19 protein-coding genes and 1 pseudogene are annotated in these 15953 nt (G+C 74.8%); 12 read left to right on the top strand and 8 right to left on the bottom strand.

Annotated features, from left to right (window positions below; all coding sequences use genetic code 11):
• Positions 1-245 precede the first annotated feature (245 nt).
• Complete coding sequence (locus OO68_RS21255) at positions 246-974, top strand: Ig-like domain-containing protein (RefSeq protein WP_033310010.1); 729 nt, start codon at positions 246-248, stop codon at positions 972-974.
• Here OO68_RS21255 and OO68_RS21260 read toward each other — a convergent pair.
• Both OO68_RS21260 and OO68_RS21265 read right to left on the bottom strand, forming a co-directional pair.
• Positions 968-1456: a hypothetical protein gene (locus tag OO68_RS21260; RefSeq protein WP_033310011.1), complete on the bottom strand. Its 489-nt coding sequence runs from the start codon at positions 1454-1456 to the stop codon at positions 968-970. The two genes, OO68_RS21255 and OO68_RS21260, sit on opposite strands and share 7 nt — an antisense overlap.
• Positions 1457-1504: 48 nt before the next feature.
• Positions 1505-1879 carry a DUF6479 family protein gene (locus OO68_RS21265; protein ID WP_033310012.1) on the bottom strand — a complete coding sequence of 125 codons (375 nt, stop codon included), beginning with the start codon at positions 1877-1879 and terminating at the stop codon, positions 1505-1507.
• Positions 1880-1932: 53 nt separating this feature from the next.
• On the opposite strand from OO68_RS21265, the pseudogene OO68_RS44230 reads away from it, so the two are divergent.
• Together OO68_RS44230 and OO68_RS21270 are read left to right on the top strand one after the other, a co-directional pair.
• Positions 1933-2114: pseudogene (locus OO68_RS44230) on the top strand (hypothetical protein); the annotation flags it as partial.
• A 129-nt stretch (positions 2115-2243) separates the two neighbouring features.
• Complete coding sequence (locus OO68_RS21270; protein ID WP_033310013.1) at positions 2244-2657, top strand: DUF5994 family protein; 414 nt, start codon at positions 2244-2246, stop codon at positions 2655-2657.
• 1 nt (position 2658) lies between these two features.
• Here the strand turns inward: OO68_RS21270 and OO68_RS21275 are convergent, their stop codons facing one another.
• Positions 2659-3021 carry a DUF1304 domain-containing protein gene (locus tag OO68_RS21275; protein WP_033310014.1) on the bottom strand — a complete coding sequence of 121 codons (363 nt, stop codon included), beginning with the start codon at positions 3019-3021 and terminating at the stop codon, positions 2659-2661.
• A gap of 114 nt (positions 3022-3135) precedes the next feature.
• On the opposite strand from OO68_RS21275, the gene OO68_RS21280 reads away from it, so the two are divergent.
• From OO68_RS21280 to OO68_RS21310, 7 genes are all read left to right on the top strand, one after another.
• Positions 3136-3777 carry an ATP-binding cassette domain-containing protein gene (locus tag OO68_RS21280; protein WP_280922519.1) on the top strand — a complete coding sequence of 214 codons (642 nt, stop codon included), beginning with the start codon at positions 3136-3138 and terminating at the stop codon, positions 3775-3777.
• 155 nt (positions 3778-3932) lie between these two features.
• Complete coding sequence (locus OO68_RS21285; RefSeq protein WP_033310016.1) at positions 3933-5189, top strand: serine hydrolase domain-containing protein; 1257 nt, start codon at positions 3933-3935, stop codon at positions 5187-5189.
• Positions 5190-5262: 73 nt separating this feature from the next.
• Positions 5263-7188 (top strand): hypothetical protein, encoded by a 1926-nt coding sequence (locus OO68_RS47175; protein WP_051814746.1) that lies wholly within the window; start codon positions 5263-5265, stop codon positions 7186-7188.
• Positions 7189-7341: 153 nt separating this feature from the next.
• Positions 7342-7893 (top strand): tellurite resistance TerB family protein, encoded by a 552-nt coding sequence (locus tag OO68_RS21295; RefSeq protein ID WP_033310017.1) that lies wholly within the window; start codon positions 7342-7344, stop codon positions 7891-7893.
• Positions 7894-8244: 351 nt separating this feature from the next.
• Positions 8245-9216, top strand: a complete 972-nt coding sequence (gene bla, locus OO68_RS21300; protein WP_033310018.1) for a class A beta-lactamase — start codon at positions 8245-8247, stop codon at positions 9214-9216.
• Positions 9213-9575: a DUF952 domain-containing protein gene (locus OO68_RS21305; RefSeq protein ID WP_033310019.1), complete on the top strand. Its 363-nt coding sequence runs from the start codon at positions 9213-9215 to the stop codon at positions 9573-9575. Before bla ends, OO68_RS21305 begins: the two co-directional genes overlap by 4 nt.
• Positions 9576-9582: 7 nt before the next feature.
• Positions 9583-10254 carry a DUF4328 domain-containing protein gene (locus OO68_RS21310; RefSeq protein WP_106974390.1) on the top strand — a complete coding sequence of 224 codons (672 nt, stop codon included), beginning with the start codon at positions 9583-9585 and terminating at the stop codon, positions 10252-10254.
• Here OO68_RS21310 and OO68_RS21315 read toward each other — a convergent pair.
• Positions 10248-11099, bottom strand: coding sequence for a putative RNA methyltransferase (locus tag OO68_RS21315; protein WP_033310020.1), 852 nt, complete (start codon positions 11097-11099; stop codon positions 10248-10250). The two genes, OO68_RS21310 and OO68_RS21315, sit on opposite strands and share 7 nt — an antisense overlap.
• Before the next feature lie 282 nt (positions 11100-11381).
• Between OO68_RS21315 and OO68_RS21320 the strand changes: the two genes are divergently transcribed.
• Positions 11382-12353, top strand: coding sequence for a cytochrome c oxidase assembly protein (locus OO68_RS21320; protein WP_051814771.1), 972 nt, complete (start codon positions 11382-11384; stop codon positions 12351-12353).
• Between the two features lie 10 nt (positions 12354-12363).
• On the opposite strand, the gene OO68_RS21325 is transcribed toward OO68_RS21320, so the two are convergent.
• The 4 genes from OO68_RS21325 to OO68_RS21340 are packed head-to-tail and all read right to left on the bottom strand — an operon-like array spanning position 12364 to position 14378.
• Positions 12364-12891, bottom strand: coding sequence for a hypothetical protein (locus tag OO68_RS21325; RefSeq protein ID WP_033310022.1), 528 nt, complete (start codon positions 12889-12891; stop codon positions 12364-12366).
• On the bottom strand, positions 12875-13366 hold the full coding sequence (locus OO68_RS21330) for an RNA polymerase sigma factor (protein ID WP_031113208.1): 492 nt from the start codon (positions 13364-13366) through the stop codon (positions 12875-12877). The genes OO68_RS21325 and OO68_RS21330 overlap by 17 nt, the downstream gene beginning before the upstream one ends.
• Positions 13363-13977, bottom strand: a complete 615-nt coding sequence (locus OO68_RS21335; RefSeq protein WP_033310023.1) for a class F sortase — start codon at positions 13975-13977, stop codon at positions 13363-13365. Before OO68_RS21335 ends, OO68_RS21330 begins: the two co-directional genes overlap by 4 nt.
• The gene (locus tag OO68_RS21340; RefSeq protein WP_033310024.1) at positions 13974-14378 is read right to left on the bottom strand and encodes a hypothetical protein; all 405 of its coding nucleotides are present in this window, start codon (positions 14376-14378) and stop codon (positions 13974-13976) included. The genes OO68_RS21335 and OO68_RS21340 overlap by 4 nt, the downstream gene beginning before the upstream one ends.
• Positions 14379-14599: 221 nt before the next feature.
• Between OO68_RS21340 and OO68_RS21345 the strand changes: the two genes are divergently transcribed.
• Entirely contained in the window at positions 14600-15937 is a 1338-nt protein-coding gene (locus OO68_RS21345; protein WP_033310025.1) for a hypothetical protein, read from the top strand.
• Positions 15938-15953 lie beyond the last annotated feature (16 nt).

Here is a 15953-nt window from a genome sequence, read left to right on the forward strand (position 1 = left end):
CCGGGGTGTCGTGCGGGTGCGGCGGGGTTGTGGCCGGGCGTGCAGTTCCCCGTGCCCCTTGAGGGGTGCTTCGCCGTGTCGCGTGTGGCTGCGGCGGGGTTGTGGCTTTTTGCGCCGTTTCCCCCGCCCCCCCGGGGGCGGGCGGGGGCGCGGGGGCTCGTGTGGCGTAGTCCGGGGTGCCGGGGGTGGGGATGGTCGGGAGGATTGTTCTGCCGACCGTGTCCGGACAGGGAGTTCCGACCGCCATGAACAGGTACAGCAGGACAGCAGCCGTGGCGGGGGCCCTGGTCGTGGGGGCGCTCGCGGTTCCGGGTGAGTCCGCGGCGGCCCGGGGCGGCGGTCTGTGGGGAGCCGCGACCATCGCACCCGGACGGGAGGGCATCGTCGAGGTCGCGGGCGTCCCGGAGACGGCCGCGGGCGCGACGCTGACACTGACCGCGCCCCGGGGCGCACGGGTGACCGGCACGCCCCTCGACGCGTCCGGCTACCGCGGCTCGGTCGCCGCCGACGGGCGCAGCGCGACGTACACCGTCACCGGCGGCGCGGCCCGGCAGGACCGGGTGTTCCCGTTCGTGCTGGCCGTCGCCGCGCACGCCGTTCCGGGCACCCTGCTGCGGGACTGCGCCCTGCGGCTCACCGACGGCCGGGGCGTCCCGCGGGCCGTCGGCCGGTGTGCCGTGACCGTGGGCCTGGCCGGCCCGACCCTGACCAGCCCGCTGTCGGGCGTACCGCTGGCCGCCCGGCCGGAGATCTCCGGCACCGCACACCCGGGAGCCCAGGTCACCGTCCGGGACAAGGACGACCGGGAGGCCTGCGCGACCACCGCCGCTCCCGACGGCACCTGGGCCTGCACTCCGGGGGACGGCCTCCCGGCGGGTGCCAACCGGCTCCAGGCGGTCGCCACGCTGAACGGCGTGAGCGCGATGAGTGAGCAGGTGGACATCTCGGTCGTCCCGGACGACGGGGCTCAGTAGCGGACCGCCCGGGCCACCTCGGTCCGGACCTCACCGGACAGGTCGTGGGTGCTGCGGGCGGTGGCCGTGGCGGACTGGCCGGCCTGCACGTGGTCCACCGTCACGATGACCGTGTCGGTCAACTGCCCCCCGGCGTCCCGGAAGTCGATCTGGACGGCGAAGGACCGGGACGAGTCGTCGGTGTTGCGGACGGTGACGTCCGTGCGGACCCGGCCGTCGGAGCCGGTGACGGGCTTCCCGGCCGTCACGTCGCCCTTGACGTCGGCGCCGTCCTGGATGTCGTCGAGCCGCCGGCCGGCCTCGGCCGAGGCGGACTCCACCGCCTCGGCGGCCTCCGAGGCGATCGACCCCACGGCGGACTCCGCCTTGCTCGCGACGTCCGCGGGGCTGTCGTCAGAGCCGCAACCGGCGAGCACCGCGGACAGGGCCAGCGCCGTGGCCGCCCCTCCCGTCGCCCAGCGCGTCCGGTGGCGGGCAGCCATGTCGCCTCCCTGGGGTCTGCCGGCCCTGCCGGCCCCGGCCCTACGGCCTCATGTGCGGCCGAGTCCGCCGCCGCCGAAGGATCCACTGGATCCGGGCGACCAGCGGCGCGGTTTCTGGTCCTTTCCGGTCCTGGTGCTCGCACGGTGGAGCTCGTGCGGCATGAGCCGCTGACCGTCGCGCGCCACGACCGGCACGTCGTCGGGCTCCCGCATCTCCCGCATCTCGCGGACCGGACCGGTGTCCGGCAGGTGCGGCTGCTCCTCCGGGGCGGGGTGATGGGTGTCCTTGTCCATGACCCGCATCCCGACCCGCACGGCCCAGATGAGCGCGCAGGCCACGATCAGCCCGCCGACGAAGGCGATGGTCACGGCGACCGCGTGATCTGACGAGGCCGCCAGTTCTGCATACGTTGCCGTATTCATGCCCCAAGTATCACCGACGGAATGCGATAAAGCGCCCGGAATGCCCCTCGGGCAACATTCACATCTACCTGCACGAGGTGCGGCACACCTTCGCCTCGACGACTTCTACGACTGGTCGCCGACCGGCCAGTGCGGCTTCCTGATGAAGGCGGGCAGCGCCGCGCAGATCACCGAGTTCGACCCGTGGATGCTGCGCGACTTCCGGCGCCATCTGAAGAGCCGCTACGGCCTGTGACCGAGCGGTGGGCGGTACGGGCGGCCCCGGCCTCCGTACCGTCCCACGGCGTACGGTGGATATGCCGAGGGTATGTCGCAACCGGTGGCCGAACCGGTCTCGCCGCCCCTCCGCAGCAGGAGCCCCTCGATGACGTCCGCCTCTTCGCCCCCGCCGCCCGTCCCCGCCCCGTCCGAGGTCCGGCTACGGATCGCGGACCAGGCACGCCAGGACCGCACGGCCCGCCGCATCGACGGGGCGTGGTGGCCCCGCTCGTACGACCTGGCCGCCGAACTGCCCGGGCTGCTCGGCGGGCTGCCGGCTGCCTGGGGCCGGATCAGCAGCGTCCTGGTCAACGGGGACACCTGGCCGGAGTGCCCGGAGCGGATGGATGTAGCGGGCCAGGCGGTGCACGTGGGGCGCACGGACTCCCCGACCGCCCCGCACACCGTGTGCCTGCTCGCCCCCGGCCGGGGGCGCTGGGACCTGCTGGTGGTGCCGCCCGCCACCGGCGAGGCGGAGGCCCGCCGGGTCATGGAACGGGCCGTCACGCAGGACGTCTGACTCAGCGCGCGAGCAGCACCAGGGCCAGGGCGGCCAGCGCCGGGACGGTCTGGACGAAGAGGATCTTCCTGCTCGCCGTCGCGGCGCCGTAGACCCCCGCGACCGCCACGCACACCAGGAAGAAGACCGACACCTGGAAGCCCACCGGGTCGGACGCCACCGCGCCCCACACCAGGCCGGCCGCGAGGAATCCGTTGTAGAGCCCCTGGTTGGCCGCCAGGGCCTTCGTCGAGGCGGCGAACTCCGCACTGGTACCGAAGGCGGCCCGGGCCCGCGGCGAGGTCCACAGGAACATCTCCAGCACCAGGATGTAGGCGTGGAGCGCGGCGAGGGCCAGGACCGCGACGGTGGCTAGCATCGACATGCGCACATCATCACAGACCCCACGGGCCCCCTCCCCACCGAACCACTCCTACCGGGCGGGAGGCCCTCGTCCCTCCCCGTTCGGGCCCGCCCCGGAGGCGGGGCGGTGGTGTGGGTGGCAGATTACGGCCAGAGGAAGGCCGGGTCCGGCCGTCGCGTCCCCGCGTGTGCCGCTCGGGAGCCGGGCCCGGTCTTCCCGCCCCCGACCACCAGCACGCCTAGGGCGCGATCGCCTTGCGCAGGGTGTGAGATCCGCTCGCGCCTGGCCTACGTCGAGCAGGACACCCCGGTGGTGCCCGGGACGATCCGCGACAACCTGCTGCTGGCCCGCCCCGGCGTGACTGACGGGGAACTGCGGCGCGTTCTGCGCGAGGTGCGGCTGGCCGAGAAGGCCGACGCTTCGGAGGAGGGCCTCGACGCACCCCTGTCCGGCGCGGCGGTCTCCGGCGGTGAGCGGCAGCGCATCGCCCTGGCCCGGGCCCTGCTGCGCACCCCGGACGTCCTGCTCCTGGACGAGGCGACGGCCCAGCTCGACGGGCTGACCGAGGCCGCCGTGCAGACCTGCGTACGCGCCCGCGCGGCGACCGGCGCGGTCGTCACCATCGCCCACCGGCTGTCGACCGTGATCGACGCGGACACCATCGTGGTGATGGAGGCGGGCCGGGTCCGCGCCCGTGGCGGCCATGCGGAGCAGCTCGCGACGGACGCGCTGTACCGGGAGCTGGTGGAGGCGCTGCGCATCACGGCGGACCCGTAAGCGGTGTGACGGGCCGTCAGCGGTCGTCGGCCGGTTTTCGATCATCCCTCCGAAGGATGTAAGGATCGTCCGCCGCCCAAGACGATGATCCCGACCTGTTCGAACACACGCGGTCGAAAAGCGACGCACTCGAACACCACGGAAGGGACAAGCAGTTGCGCATCGCACGGCTCCTCGGAACCGTCCTGGGCACCACCTTGCTGACCACCACCGCCGTCCTGACCGCGCCCGCGCAGGCCGGACCCGCCGCTCCCCGGGACGCCGTGTCCCTGGACGGACCCGCGCTGCGCGACTCGCTGGACGCCGTCCACGAGGCGGGCATGTACGGCGTCTTCTCGTCCGTCCGGGACGGCGGCGAGAGGTGGACCGGCGCCTCGGGGGTGGCCGACGTGGCCACCGGACGGCCCGTCACACCGGACATGCGCCAGCGGGTGGGCAGCATCAGCAAGACCTTCACCGCCGTCGGCATCATGCAGCAGGTGGAACGCGGCCGGATCCGTCTCGACGCGCCCGTCGGCGACTACCTCCCGGACCTGATACCCGGGGAGCGCGGTCGGCAGATCACCGTCCGCATGCTCCTCAACCACACCAGCGGCATCGGCGACTACATCCTGAGCGCCTTCCCCTCCCTCGCCAAGGGCTCGACGGACAGCCTCGAAGAGGAACGCTTCCGCTCCATACGCCCCGCGGAACTCGTCCGGATGGGCCTCGCCGCCCCCGCCACGGGACGCCCCGGCGCGGTGCCCGGCTCGTACTCCAACACCAACTACGTCATCGCCGGTCTGCTGCTGGAGAAGGTCACCGGCCAGAAGGCCGGCGCCTACCTCACCCGCCACGTCATCGACCGGGCCGGGCTGCGCCACACGTCCCTGCCGCGCACCCCGTACATCAAGGGCCCGCACCCGCGGATGTACGAGTCCTGGTTCGGAGTCCTCGACCCGCCCCGCGACTTCAGCGTCTACGACATGTCGTGGGCGTCCACCGCGGGCTCGGTCGTCTCCACCACCGACGACCTGAACCGCTTCTACCGCGCCCTGCTCGGCGGTAAGCTGGTCGGCAAGGCCTCCGTCGACGAGATGACGCGCACGGTCCCCGTCTCCGGCCTGGACTACGGCCTCGGCATCTACGCCCTCGAACTGCGGGGCTGCGGCCGCTTCTGGGGCCACGACGGGGCGGTGTTCGGAGCCGGCACGATCGCGCTGTCCAGCCGGGACGGCAAGCGCCAGGTGGCTCTCGCGCAGAACCTGATGAAGTACCAGGAGCTCGACGAGGACGGCCGCCCGAAGCAGCACCCGATCGACGATGCCGTCGCCAGGTATGTCGTCCGCGCGCTCTGTCCGGATGCCCCCGCGTCCGGAATCAACCCTTCTCGGTTGACCAAGAGCCTCAGGTTTGATCAGCTGTCCCACTAGTCATGTTCGATTCTTATCGAGCACTTCATGGCTCCCTGGGGGGGAGCTTGTGACGAGTTGGGGAGTCTCCTTGATGCATCACGGTTCCGCCGTGCCCCGCCGCGCCGGATTCCGGCGCGGCGCCGCGGTGCTGGCCTTCGTGGCCCTGTCCGCCGGCACCGCCCTGACGGCTGTGCCGGCCGCGACGGCCGCCGGCAGTGCGGCGCTCGCCGGGAAGGCGTGCACACCGACGGAGGGCTTCTCCGGCTGCCGGCTGTTCGATCCGACGACGGCCCAGCAGGAGTTCACGGTGCCGTCCGGCGTGACGGGCCTGGACGTCCGGGCCTGGGGAGAGGGCGGCGGCGGCAACTCCATGACGAGCGGCGGCGCGGGCGGCTTCGTCGGAGGCACCCTGAAGGTCAGCCCAGGAGAGGCGCTGAGCATCGCCGTCGCCGGGCCGAACGCCGGTGACGCCCGCGGCGGCAAGGGCGGCAGCAACCTCGCCGACCGCGGCGGCAACAGCAGCGCCATCCGCACCAGCGGCGGCTCGCCGCTGGTCGTCGCCGGCGGCGGTGGCGGCGGGGGCGGCGACATCGCCCACGGCCAGGCGGGCGCCGCCGGTGGCGAGTCCGGCCAGGACGCCTTGGAGAAGGGGCGGGGCGGCAAGGGCGCCACCGGCGCGCAGGGCGGTGCGGGCACCGGCAACGGCGCCGCGGGCGCGGACCACGCCAAGGGCGGTGCCGGCGGGGCCGGCGGGGCGGGCCGCTACGGCGGTGGCGGCGGCGGTGCCGGCTACGCGGGCGGTGGCGGCGGCACGGGTGCCGAGACCGGCTCGTCCACCGGCAACGACCCCACCACCGGCAGCGGTGGCGGCGGCTCCAGCTACGCCGAACCGGCCCGGGTGGACGACGCCCGGCTCGTCGTCGGCAGCGGCAACAAGGCACCGGAGAAGAACGACCCGTTCTGGGCCCCCTCCGGCGACCCGGTCAACTCCGGCGTGGCCGAGGGCGGCGCCAACGCGCCCGGTGGCCCCGGCCGGATCGTCCTGCAATGGCGGGGCCTGCCCGTCGACCGGCTGGCCCAGGTCACCGGCACCGACGTGACGACCCAGCCGGGCACCGACGTCAAGCCGCTGGCCGTGGTGGCCCAGGGCAAGGACGGCAAGCCGGTCGCGGACGCGTCCGTGACGTACACCATCGAGGACCCGGACGATCTGAAGCCGCTCTTCTACCTGACCGGCGGCCCCGACGACGACAAGACGGTCGTGGCGACCGACGCGCGGGGCCGTGCCCCGTCCCCGTGGATCGGCCTGGGCAGCCGCAAGGAGGGCTCGTTCACCGTCCGGGCGAAGACCCTGGGCGCGTCGACGGCCTTCACCGTGCGGGTCAAGGAGTCCCCGTACGTCGTGAGCGCCGCCGAGGGCGACAAGCAGAAGGCGGAGCAGGGGCAGGACTTCGCCGACGCGCTGGTCGCCCGGGTGGTCAAGTCGGGCGCTACGGCACCGGCCGGCACCGAGGTGGAGTTCCGTGTCGAGGACACCTCCGAGGACGCTCCCCGCTTCGAGGGCGAGGACCGGGTGGTCCGCGTGAAGACCGACGCGTCGGGCGAGGCGACGGCCCCGGCCCTGACCGCCGGTGAGGGCAAGGGCACCTACACCGTGGCCGCCTCGGTCGGTGACGCCATGACCCAGTTCGCGGTCGAGGTCGTCGAGGGCGACGGCTCGGAGGAGCCCGGCCCGGGCGACGGGTCCGGCTCCCCGTCCCCGAGCCCCACGGCCGACCCGAGCCCGTCCGCCGAGCCGAGCCCGTCGCCGAGCGACTCCACCTCCGGCACGACCGGCGGTGACGGCACCTCGACCACGGGCGGCACGTCGACCGACCTCGACGGTGGCAGCCTCGCCTCCACCGGCGCGGGCGGCATCGGCCTGCTCCTCGCGGCGGCCGCGGGCCTGGCCGCGGTGGGCTTCGCCGCGTTCCGCTTCGCCCCGCGTCTGAGGCTCCGGTCGCGCGACAACGCCTGACGCCCGGCCACGGAGACTGCCCGGCCCCGGGTTCGGGGGCGGGCGGTCTCCGTTTCGTTTTGCGGAACCTTTGCCCGTGGGTCGGGCGTTGGAGGGGTGTGCGCGCGTGAGCGGGTGCGCCAGGTGATGCCGACTAGTACCGAGGTGACGTCAATGGCAGTGTGGGACCGGCTCAAGGACCAGGCCAAGGCTCTCCAGCAGAACCAGGCCGGCCGGGGTGCGACGACCGGCGGGCACAGCGGCGGGGCGAGGTCCGGCGGTGGCAGCAAGGCCCAGCTGGTCGGCCTGCTGAAGACGCAGCTCGGGTCGCTGAAGAACGAGCTGAAGAGCGGTGCCTACCGGGACGCGAGCATGGCGATGTGCGCCCTGGTCGCGGCGGCCGACGGGCAGGTGGATCCGGCCGAGCGCCAGCAGGTCGAGTCGATGATCCTCAGCAACGACGTGCTGCAGAATTTCCCGCCGGAGCAGCTGCGCACGCGGTTCAACAAGCATGTGGACCAGCTGACGGCCAACTTCCAGTACGGCAAGACCGAGGCGATGCAGGAGATCGCCAAGGCCGCCAAGAAGCCCACCGAGGCCAGGGCCGTGATCCAGACCGGCATGGTCATCGCCGGTGCGGACGGCCACTTCTCGCAGGCCGAGGCGGCGGTCCTGCGCGAGGCCTGCGCGGCGCTAGGGGTGTCCCCGGCCGAGTTCCAGCTCTGACCGGGTGAGCCGGGCCTCTGCCGCTCAGGGAGCGAGCAGGTCGTCCACGACCGGACGGACCACCGCACGCGGCGGCTCCGCCCGGCGGGTCGTCCGGGGGCTGTTCGCCGCTGTCCCGGGCGAGTCCGCACGGGGCGGTACTCCGCGGTTGCGCCGGGGGCGGCACCGAGGCGTGCTCCCAGGTCGGCCTGCGGCGGCTCCGCCGGGCCGGTCGTCCCGGGGGCCGCTCGCCGCGGTTGCGCCTGCGGCGGCTCCGGGGCTTGCGCCTGGGTTCGCCTGCGGCGGCACTCCTCGTTGCGCCAGGGCAGTACCGAGACTCGCGCCCAGGTCCGCCGTGAAGGAGACCGTCGTATGACCGCCGATCGGACCGACCCGGCCCGCCGGGCCTTTCTGGCCGCCGCGGCCGTGCTGCCGCTCGCCGCGTGTGGCACGGACGACCGCCCCGCCGGCGGTCCGGACCGCACCCCCAGCCCCACCGGCGCGCCGTCGCGGCGAGCGCCGGTCCACCGTCCCAGGCTGACGGACCTGGAGCGTGAGTACGGTGCCCGCGTCGGCGTCTACGCCCTCGCGACCGGCACCGGTGCCACGGTCGTCCACCGGGCCGGCGAACGCTTCGCGTTCTGCTCGACGTTCAAGGCCCTGGCCGCCGCGGCGGTCCTGCACCACCGCACCGTCAGCGGCCTGGACCGGCGTGTCACCTACACCGAGGCCGACCTGCGCTCCACCTCTCCGGTCACCGGCCGGCACGTCGCGACCGGGATGACCCTCCGTGAACTCTGCGACGCCGCCGTCCGTTTCAGCGACGGCACGGCCGGCAACCTCCTGATGCGCGACATCGGCGGCCCGCCGAAGCTCACCGCCTACGTGCGAAGCCTCGGCGACGAGATCAGCCGCATGGACCACTACGAGCCCGAACTGCACGACGTACCGCCCGGCGACCCCGCAGACACCACCACCCCGCAGGCGATCGCCGCCGACTTCCGCAGGCTCCTCCTCGGGACCGCCCTGCCCGCCCGGGAACGCCGGCTCCTCATGGACTGGCTCTCGCGCAACGCCACCGCCGTCGGAGCCCGTCGCATCCGGGCCGGACTCCCCGGTGACTGGAAGGTGGCCGACAAGACCGGCACGGGCGACTACGGCAGGGCCAACGACATCGCCGTCGTCCACCCGCCCCGCACCGAGCCGCTCGTCCTGGCCGTCATGACCGACCGGCCCGGCCGCGACGCCGAACCCTCGGACGCCCTGATCGCCGAGGCCACCCGGCGGACCATCGCCGCCCTGCGGCTCCCGGGGATCCCGTCGCCGTCTATAACGGGGCCATGATCTATCACGTCGTACCGAGCACCGTCTGGGCCGGCGCCACCGGCCGGACCTACGCGCCCGACTCCCTCGCCGAGGAGGGGTTCGTGCACTGCTCCCCGGACCAGGCGACCACGCTGGCCGTCGTCAACGCCTTCTACCGGGACGCGCCCCGGCCCCTGCTGGTGCTCGCCCTGGACGAGGCGCGGCTCGCCGCCAGGGTGGAGTGGGAGGCGGCGGCCCCGGCCCCGCCGCCCGGGGTCGCCGGGGACGTCCTGTTCCCGCACGTGTTCGGCCCCCTCGACCGGGACGCCGTCGACCACGTCCTGGAGGTGCGCTTCGACGGGGAGGGCCGGGCATCGGAGCTGCGTACGGCAGGATGACCGCGTGATCGAACAGAAGTCCGCACCGCCGCCTCTCTCTCCCGCCCTGCGCCCCGTCCGGGGAGCGGCCCGCTGCGCCGTCGCGGCCCTCGCCCTCGCCGGAGCCGCCTGGGTGGCCCGGGCGGTCTGGCACGTCCGGCTCGCCACGGCGGGACAGCCGGCGTCCGGCCCGCCCGACCAGGGCGGCGGCGTGCACCGGCCCCTGAACAGCCTGGAGGACTCCTACCACCTGGTCGCCTCCGTGGGCAGCGCCGTCACGGCCGTCTGCGTGATCGTGTTCCTGCTCTGGCTGGACCGGATGAGGGACAACGCCAAGGCCCTCTCGGGCACGGACCCGCGCTACGGCTACCCCTGGATCTGGGTGGGCTGGATCGTGCCCGTCGTGAACCTGTGGATACCCCGGGGCATCGTCGCGGACGTCCACCGCTCGGTCTTCCCCGAGCGGCGGCTGCCGGCCGTCGTGAACTGGTGGTGGGGCCTGTGGCTGGCCGGCCTGGCCGGCGGCGTGGGGATCATCTACTCGGACGACACGGACGAGGTCATCGCCCGCGCCTACAGCGGCGTCCTGCCCCTGCTCGCCGCCGACCTGGTGATCGTCGCCGCGGCCGGTGCCGCCGCCCTCATGGTCCACACGCTCACGACGGCACAGCAGCAGCACATCGCCGGCCGGGACTACTGACCGGTCCGCCGCGGCCGGTGCACCGACACCGCGAAGGAGGCCGTGACCGGCACCGGCGTCCCCAACCGCCCGGTGCGGTCACGCAGTTCCGCGGCGGTGAGGTGACGCGCGGTCGGGCTCATGCCCACCAGGCGGGTGATGTCCTCGGCCGTGAGCCTCATCGCGTACTCCAGCGGCTCGGTGCGATCGAGCCGGAAACGGGCGTCCAGGGCCCGGCGCAGACGCTCCTCCTTCCTCGGGTCGACCCCCAGCAGCCCGACCGGACCGCGCAGTTCCCGCAGGTGCCGGGCGGTGGGGGTGACGACGAGCAGCGCGCCGTCCGGGCCGAGGACGCGGGCGAACTCGGGCCCGTTGCGGGGTGCGAAGACGTTGAGGACGAGGTCGGCGCAGCCGGTGCGCACCGGCCAGGGCTGCCACACGTCCCAGCAGGCGGCCTCCGCACGGGCATGCGCGCGGGCCGCCGCGCGCAGGGCGGGCACGGAGCTGTCCAGCCCCAGGCCCAGGGCCCCGGGCAGGGAGTCCAGGACGGCCGCGAGGTAGTGGCCGGAGCCCGTCCCGGCGTCCAGGACGGTGGCGTCGGGCGGGGCCAGCTCCCCGGCGAGTCGCGCGAGGGTGCGGGCGAGCGGGTCGTAGTGCCCGGCGCCGAGGAACGAGGCGCGGCAGCGGACCATGTCGGGGGAGTCGGCGCTCGGGGCGCGCCGGTGGCCGGTCAGCAGGCTGACGTAGCCGTGGCGGGCGATGTCGAAGGTGTGCCGGTTGGCGCAGCGCAGGGCACCGCGGGTGTGTTCGAGACCGGCTGGGCACTGGGGGCAGGTCAGGACGGACAGGAGTCGGTCGGACGGCATGCGTGCTCCTCGGAACGCGGCGCACCGCCGAGTAGCGGGGGTGCGCCGCGTGCGGCGGCGGACGGTGGGGCGTCGGCGCCCGCCGGACGGCTGCCGGGAAGGGCAGCGGGGGCGGGAACGCCGAGGAGGGCGACGTGAGCGCTTCACGTCGCCGTCCTCACCGCGGCGTCAGAGGAAGCAGTGGGGCAGGGCGTTGCATGCCAGAGCCATGCGGACAGGTTACCGGCCCACCCTGCCGCCCCCCTCCTGAACTTCGGGGGTTATCGTCCGCTCGTGAGCGAACTGTCGGCTGTGTACCTGCCGGAAGCGACCGTCGGGCGGCTGCTGGGGTCGTGGCAGCCGGACGTCCCCGCCCTGCTGCTCGTCGCCGTGCTGGGCGGGCTCTACGGCTGGGGGGTCGTCCGGGTGCGCCGGCGGGGCGGGGCCTGGCCGGCGGCGCGGCTGGCCGCGTTCGTGGTGCTCGGGCTCGGGGCGATCGTCGTGGCCACGATGTCCGGCCTGGCCGTCTACGACCATGAGCTGTTCTGGCCGGCCGCCGTGCAGAACGTCGGGCTGGATCTGCTCGCTCCGCTGGGCCTCGCCCTGGGGGATCCGCTGCGGCTCGCGGTGGAGGCGCTGCCGGAGCGCAGCGCGGGCCGGGTGCGGCGGGTGCTGACCGGCCGTCCGGTGCGGCTGCTGACGTTTCCCCTCGTCAGCACGGTCCTGGTGCTGGCCACCGAACTGGCCGTCTATTTCACGCCGTACTTCGCCACCGCGCTGCGGGTGGGCTGGCTGCACGAGCTGATGTACCTGCACCTGCTGGCGGCCGGCTGTCTGTTCGTGCTGCCGGTGCTCACCCGCGAGCAGGCCCTGCCCGCCTGGTGCACCCACCCGGTCCGGGCGGCCCTGGTCTTCCTGGACGGGGTCGTCGACGCGCTGCCCGGGCTGGTGGTCATGACGCACGGCACCCTGATCGCGGGCGCCTGGTACCTGCACCACGCACCGCCCTGGTCCCCCGACGTCCACCACGACCAGCAGCTCGGCGGCGGCGCCATGCTGGGCATCTCCGAACTGGTCGCGCTCCCCTTCCTGCTGGTGGTCCTCGCGCAGTGGGTGCGGGCCGAGCGGGCCCGGACGGGCGTACTGGACCGGCGTCTCGACGGCGAACTCGCGCCCGCCGTCGCGCAGGGGGCCGCCGAACTGGTCCGGCCCTGGTGGGAGACCGAGGGCGGCGAGGTGGCGGAGCGGGTGCGGCGGCAGGCGCGCGGCGACTGACGCGGGCCGGTCAGCGGCTGCCGTCGGCCGACCGGTCCGTGCTCGGTCGGGCCGCCGAGGGGACGGGGCGTACCGAGGTGGGGGTGGCCGACGGGGCGCGGGACGCCTCCGCCGGGCCGGTCACCTCCCTGTCGGCCGTGCCGGGGCCCGCCGCACGGGGGTCGTCGGTCGCCGGGCGGCGCGTGCCCGGGGACGACGGGCGCGACGACTCGGACGGGGACGGTGCCGGGGTGGGTGACGCCGAAGGGGTGGGCGGCGCCGTCCGCGTGGCGGGCGGGGCCATCGGGATGGTCGGGGTCGTGGGACGTTCGGGCGCCGTGTGGCGCAGGGGGATGCTGATGAGGACGGCCGCGACGCAAGCCAGGCCCGCCCCGGCCGCGGTGCGCAGCAGGCGGCGGCGGGTCGCCCGGCGGCGGATCGTCTCGAACTGGCCGGGGGGCGCGCCCAGATAGTCGGGGGAGGAGGAAGGGCGCAGGATCACGGCGAGCGGGTCGTCGGGGCCGGGCTCCGGGCCGTCGTCGTCAAGGCGTGTGGTCAAGGCTTCTCCTCAGGTGGACGCGGAGCAGTTCCCGGGCCGCGTGCAGGTCGGCCTTGACGGTTCCTTCCTTGCGCCCGGTCAGTGCGGACACCTCCCGGATCGGCATGTCAGCGTAGTAGTGGAGGAGGATCGGGACGCGCAGTCGTTCCGGCAGGGACTGCACGAGCAGCCGCACCGACGGGTCCGCCTGTTCGGGGTGGGGGCGCACCGCGGCCTCCGAGGTGACGCGGTGCATGGCCCGGCGCTCGCGCTCCAGTTTGCGCCAGTGGTCCCGGACCAGGTTGGCCGCGGTGACGTAGAGGAAGCCGCGCGGCTCCTCCACGGACGTCCAGCGCGCCCAGAGCCGGGTGAACGCCTCCGAGGCGATCTCGTGGGCCGTGCCGTCGTCGTCGACGAGCCGGCGGCACCAGCCGGCGAGGCGCGGGTAGAGGGCGGCGAACAGCTCGGACGCTGCCTTCTCGCGGGACCGTTTCAACGCTCTCCTGGGGTGGGGGACTTCGTACCGCTCAGCGCCGCGAACACGATCACGTTGTCCGCGTAGCCGTCGCCGGTCCGCGCTCCGCCGCACGTGATCAGCCGCAGCTCCGGGCGGTCCACGTTCCCGTAGACGTCGTCCGCCGGGAAGTCGGTTTTGGGGACGGTCCGCACCGCCGTGACGGCGAACTGTGCCGCCGTGCCGTTCTCCAGGCGCGCCGTGATCCGCTCACCCCGGTGCAGCCGGGCGAGGTGCCGGAAGACGCCGTCGCCGTACGGGCCGACCGTGACATGGCCGAGGAGCACCGACGGGCCGCTCTCGCCGGGCGTCGGCGAGTGCCGGTACCAGCCCGCCCGGTCGTGTGCCGTGACCGGCGGCACCTGCACCGTGCCGTCGGCCGCCAGGCCCAGCCGGAGGACCGGGGTGTCGACGCCGATCGACGGGATCAGCAGCCGCACCGGGACCGAACGGGCCAGGGGCCGTGCCCGCCTGGCCGGGACCGGCGAAGCGGTGGTGCCCGGCCGCGGCGCGTCGGACCCGCGGCCCGCGCACGCCGTCAGCAGGGACGCCAGGGCTCCGGCCGTGAAAGCGCGCCTGGAGAACGAGTTCATGCCCCGGTCGCCCGGCGGCGGTGTACGACGAAGACCGTGCCGCCGCCCAGGGCGAGCACCGCGGCGGCGCCCGCGCCGAGAGCCGTGCCGCCGCTCCCGGAGCCCGGGGACGCGGCCACACCGGTGTCGGGCGCACCGCTCGGCACGCGGGAGACCTGCCCCTCGGCGGGCGCCCGGGTCGGTTCGTCAGTGGCCGGCGCCGGGGTCGGTTCGGCCGCCCGGGTCGGTTCGTCGGTGGCCGGCGCCGGGGTCGGTTCGGCGCTCTTCTCCGGCTGGCTGGTGGGCGCGGCGGACGCCGGGACCGGGCTCGGGGTAGAGGGCCCGTCCGCGAACGCGGGCCCGGTGCCCATCAGTACGGCGGTGCCCGCGAGGGCCAAGGCACTGAGGACAGTTCGGCGCATGGAATCGCACTCCTTCGTCGGTCCGCCCGGGGTCGGGCGGGGTGACAGATCGTGCGGAGAGACGAGGCGGCGCCGCGGCGGGTTGTAAAGAGATGGCAAAGCCGCCGCAGGGGCTCCGAAATAACCTGTCGCGCGCGGGAGTCGGGGCCGTTAGCATCCGTGGCGATGACGACTCACTCTGTGAACAGATTGGGGGACCCGTCCGCGCAAGGTGAGTGCTGATGCTCACCGACCTCGCGAACGGGGACTTCCCGCTTTCCTTCTGGCCGCGCGTGCGCGAGTTCGCCGTGCCGGCCTCCATGATCGAGACCGCGACCGCGCGCCGCCGTGCCGGTGACTGGGCGGGTGCCTGCGCCGCCGCGAACATCGACGTCGACCTCCAGCCGCGTCTCCTGGCCCGGCGCCACGGAGGGGAGTTCGCCGCCCGGCTCCGCGCCGACCTCCGGCACCTCGCCCCCGACCTGCTGCGCTGGCACATGCCGAGGATAGCCCCCGACGGGCTGCTGCGGCCGGGCCTGACCCTCACCCTGGCCCGCTACGGCACCACCGGCCCGGGAGCACTGCACCTCGTCGTGCGGACGCCCCCGGCCTGGGCGGACGCCGGTCAGCGGATCAGCCTCGCCCTGTGGGACGCCTCCCGGGCGCGGGAGGCCCACCGGCATCATCCGCACCCGCGCCCCAGCCGGCGCTTCCGGCTCGACCTGCACCGCCACCTGTGGGACGCGCGCCGGGCCGGTGAGCTGCGGGCGCGGTCCGGCGAGGGCGGTGCGGACCCGGAAAACGCCGGGCCGCTGCCCCCGGGACAGCGGTGCGCCGTCGACCGGTGGGCGGCCGAGGCGCAGATCCTGCTGCGGGCCGAACGACGGTCCGGCGGCCAGGTCTGCGTGCGTCTCGGGGCGCGCCACCGGGTCTTGCTGGAGGTGTCCGACGACGGTGCCGGGACGGCGATGTCGTACGCCCGCGCCCCCGACGCCTCGCTCCCCGTGCTGCCCGACGCGGCGACCTGGGTGCTGCCCGACCTGGAGCTGTTGCGGGCCGGGGCGATCGACGCCGGGCGGCTGCATCCGCTGGTCGCTTCGGCGCTGGGGGCCGAACGGACCGGCAGCCCCGGCGTGCCGCGCCGGGCCGGGGACCCACGGGTGGTGGAGTGCCGGGGCGCCCGGCACCGGATCGGCCTGGTCGACGGCGCGCTGGCCGCCCTCGACCACGACCCGGACGAGATCCGGCGGGAGGAACTGCTCGCCGCCTTCGGCGGTCCGCCGCTGCCCTGTCTGCGGGCCGTCGACGCGGCACACCGCCACCCCGACTGCCTCCCCGGCGTCCGCGAACGCCTCCATCACGGCGACATCGCCGGTGCGCTCGCCGCGGTCGAGAGTCTGCTCGGCCCCGAGGCGGTGCTGCGCGACGGCCCGCTGCGGGACGCGCTGGAGACGGCCGCGCGACGGCGCATCGCCCACGGGCTGTACCGGGCGGGCCTCGAAGGCCCCTCGCCCGGCAGCCGGCGCCCCTGGGACCGCCGCCGCTCCCGCGACGACGGCCCGCACCCGCGCCACATGTGACCCGGCCCGACCCGAC

The sequence above is a fragment of the Streptomyces iakyrus genome (assembly GCF_000717055.1).
In the GTDB taxonomy this organism is placed as follows: domain Bacteria; phylum Actinomycetota; class Actinomycetes; order Streptomycetales; family Streptomycetaceae; genus Streptomyces; species Streptomyces iakyrus.

Coding starts and splice junctions, on each gene's coding strand:
- OO68_RS21255 (WP_033310010.1), top strand. CDS start 246: ATGAACAGGTACAGCAGGACAGCAGCCGTGGCGGGGGCCCTGGTCGTG.
- OO68_RS21260 (WP_033310011.1), bottom strand. CDS start 1,456: ATGGCTGCCCGCCACCGGACGCGCTGGGCGACGGGAGGGGCGGCCACG.
- OO68_RS21265 (WP_033310012.1), bottom strand. CDS start 1,879: ATGAATACGGCAACGTATGCAGAACTGGCGGCCTCGTCAGATCACGCG.
- OO68_RS21270 (WP_033310013.1), top strand. CDS start 2,244: ATGACGTCCGCCTCTTCGCCCCCGCCGCCCGTCCCCGCCCCGTCCGAG.
- OO68_RS21275 (WP_033310014.1), bottom strand. CDS start 3,021: ATGTCGATGCTAGCCACCGTCGCGGTCCTGGCCCTCGCCGCGCTCCAC.
- OO68_RS47175 (WP_051814746.1), top strand. CDS start 5,263: ATGCATCACGGTTCCGCCGTGCCCCGCCGCGCCGGATTCCGGCGCGGC.
- OO68_RS21295 (WP_033310017.1), top strand. CDS start 7,342: ATGGCAGTGTGGGACCGGCTCAAGGACCAGGCCAAGGCTCTCCAGCAG.
- bla (WP_033310018.1), top strand. CDS start 8,245: ATGACCGCCGATCGGACCGACCCGGCCCGCCGGGCCTTTCTGGCCGCC.
- OO68_RS21305 (WP_033310019.1), top strand. CDS start 9,213: ATGATCTATCACGTCGTACCGAGCACCGTCTGGGCCGGCGCCACCGGC.
- OO68_RS21315 (WP_033310020.1), bottom strand. CDS start 11,099: ATGCCGTCCGACCGACTCCTGTCCGTCCTGACCTGCCCCCAGTGCCCA.
- OO68_RS21335 (WP_033310023.1), bottom strand. CDS start 13,977: ATGAACTCGTTCTCCAGGCGCGCTTTCACGGCCGGAGCCCTGGCGTCC.
- OO68_RS21340 (WP_033310024.1), bottom strand. CDS start 14,378: ATGCGCCGAACTGTCCTCAGTGCCTTGGCCCTCGCGGGCACCGCCGTA.
- OO68_RS21345 (WP_033310025.1), top strand. CDS start 14,600: ATGCTCACCGACCTCGCGAACGGGGACTTCCCGCTTTCCTTCTGGCCG.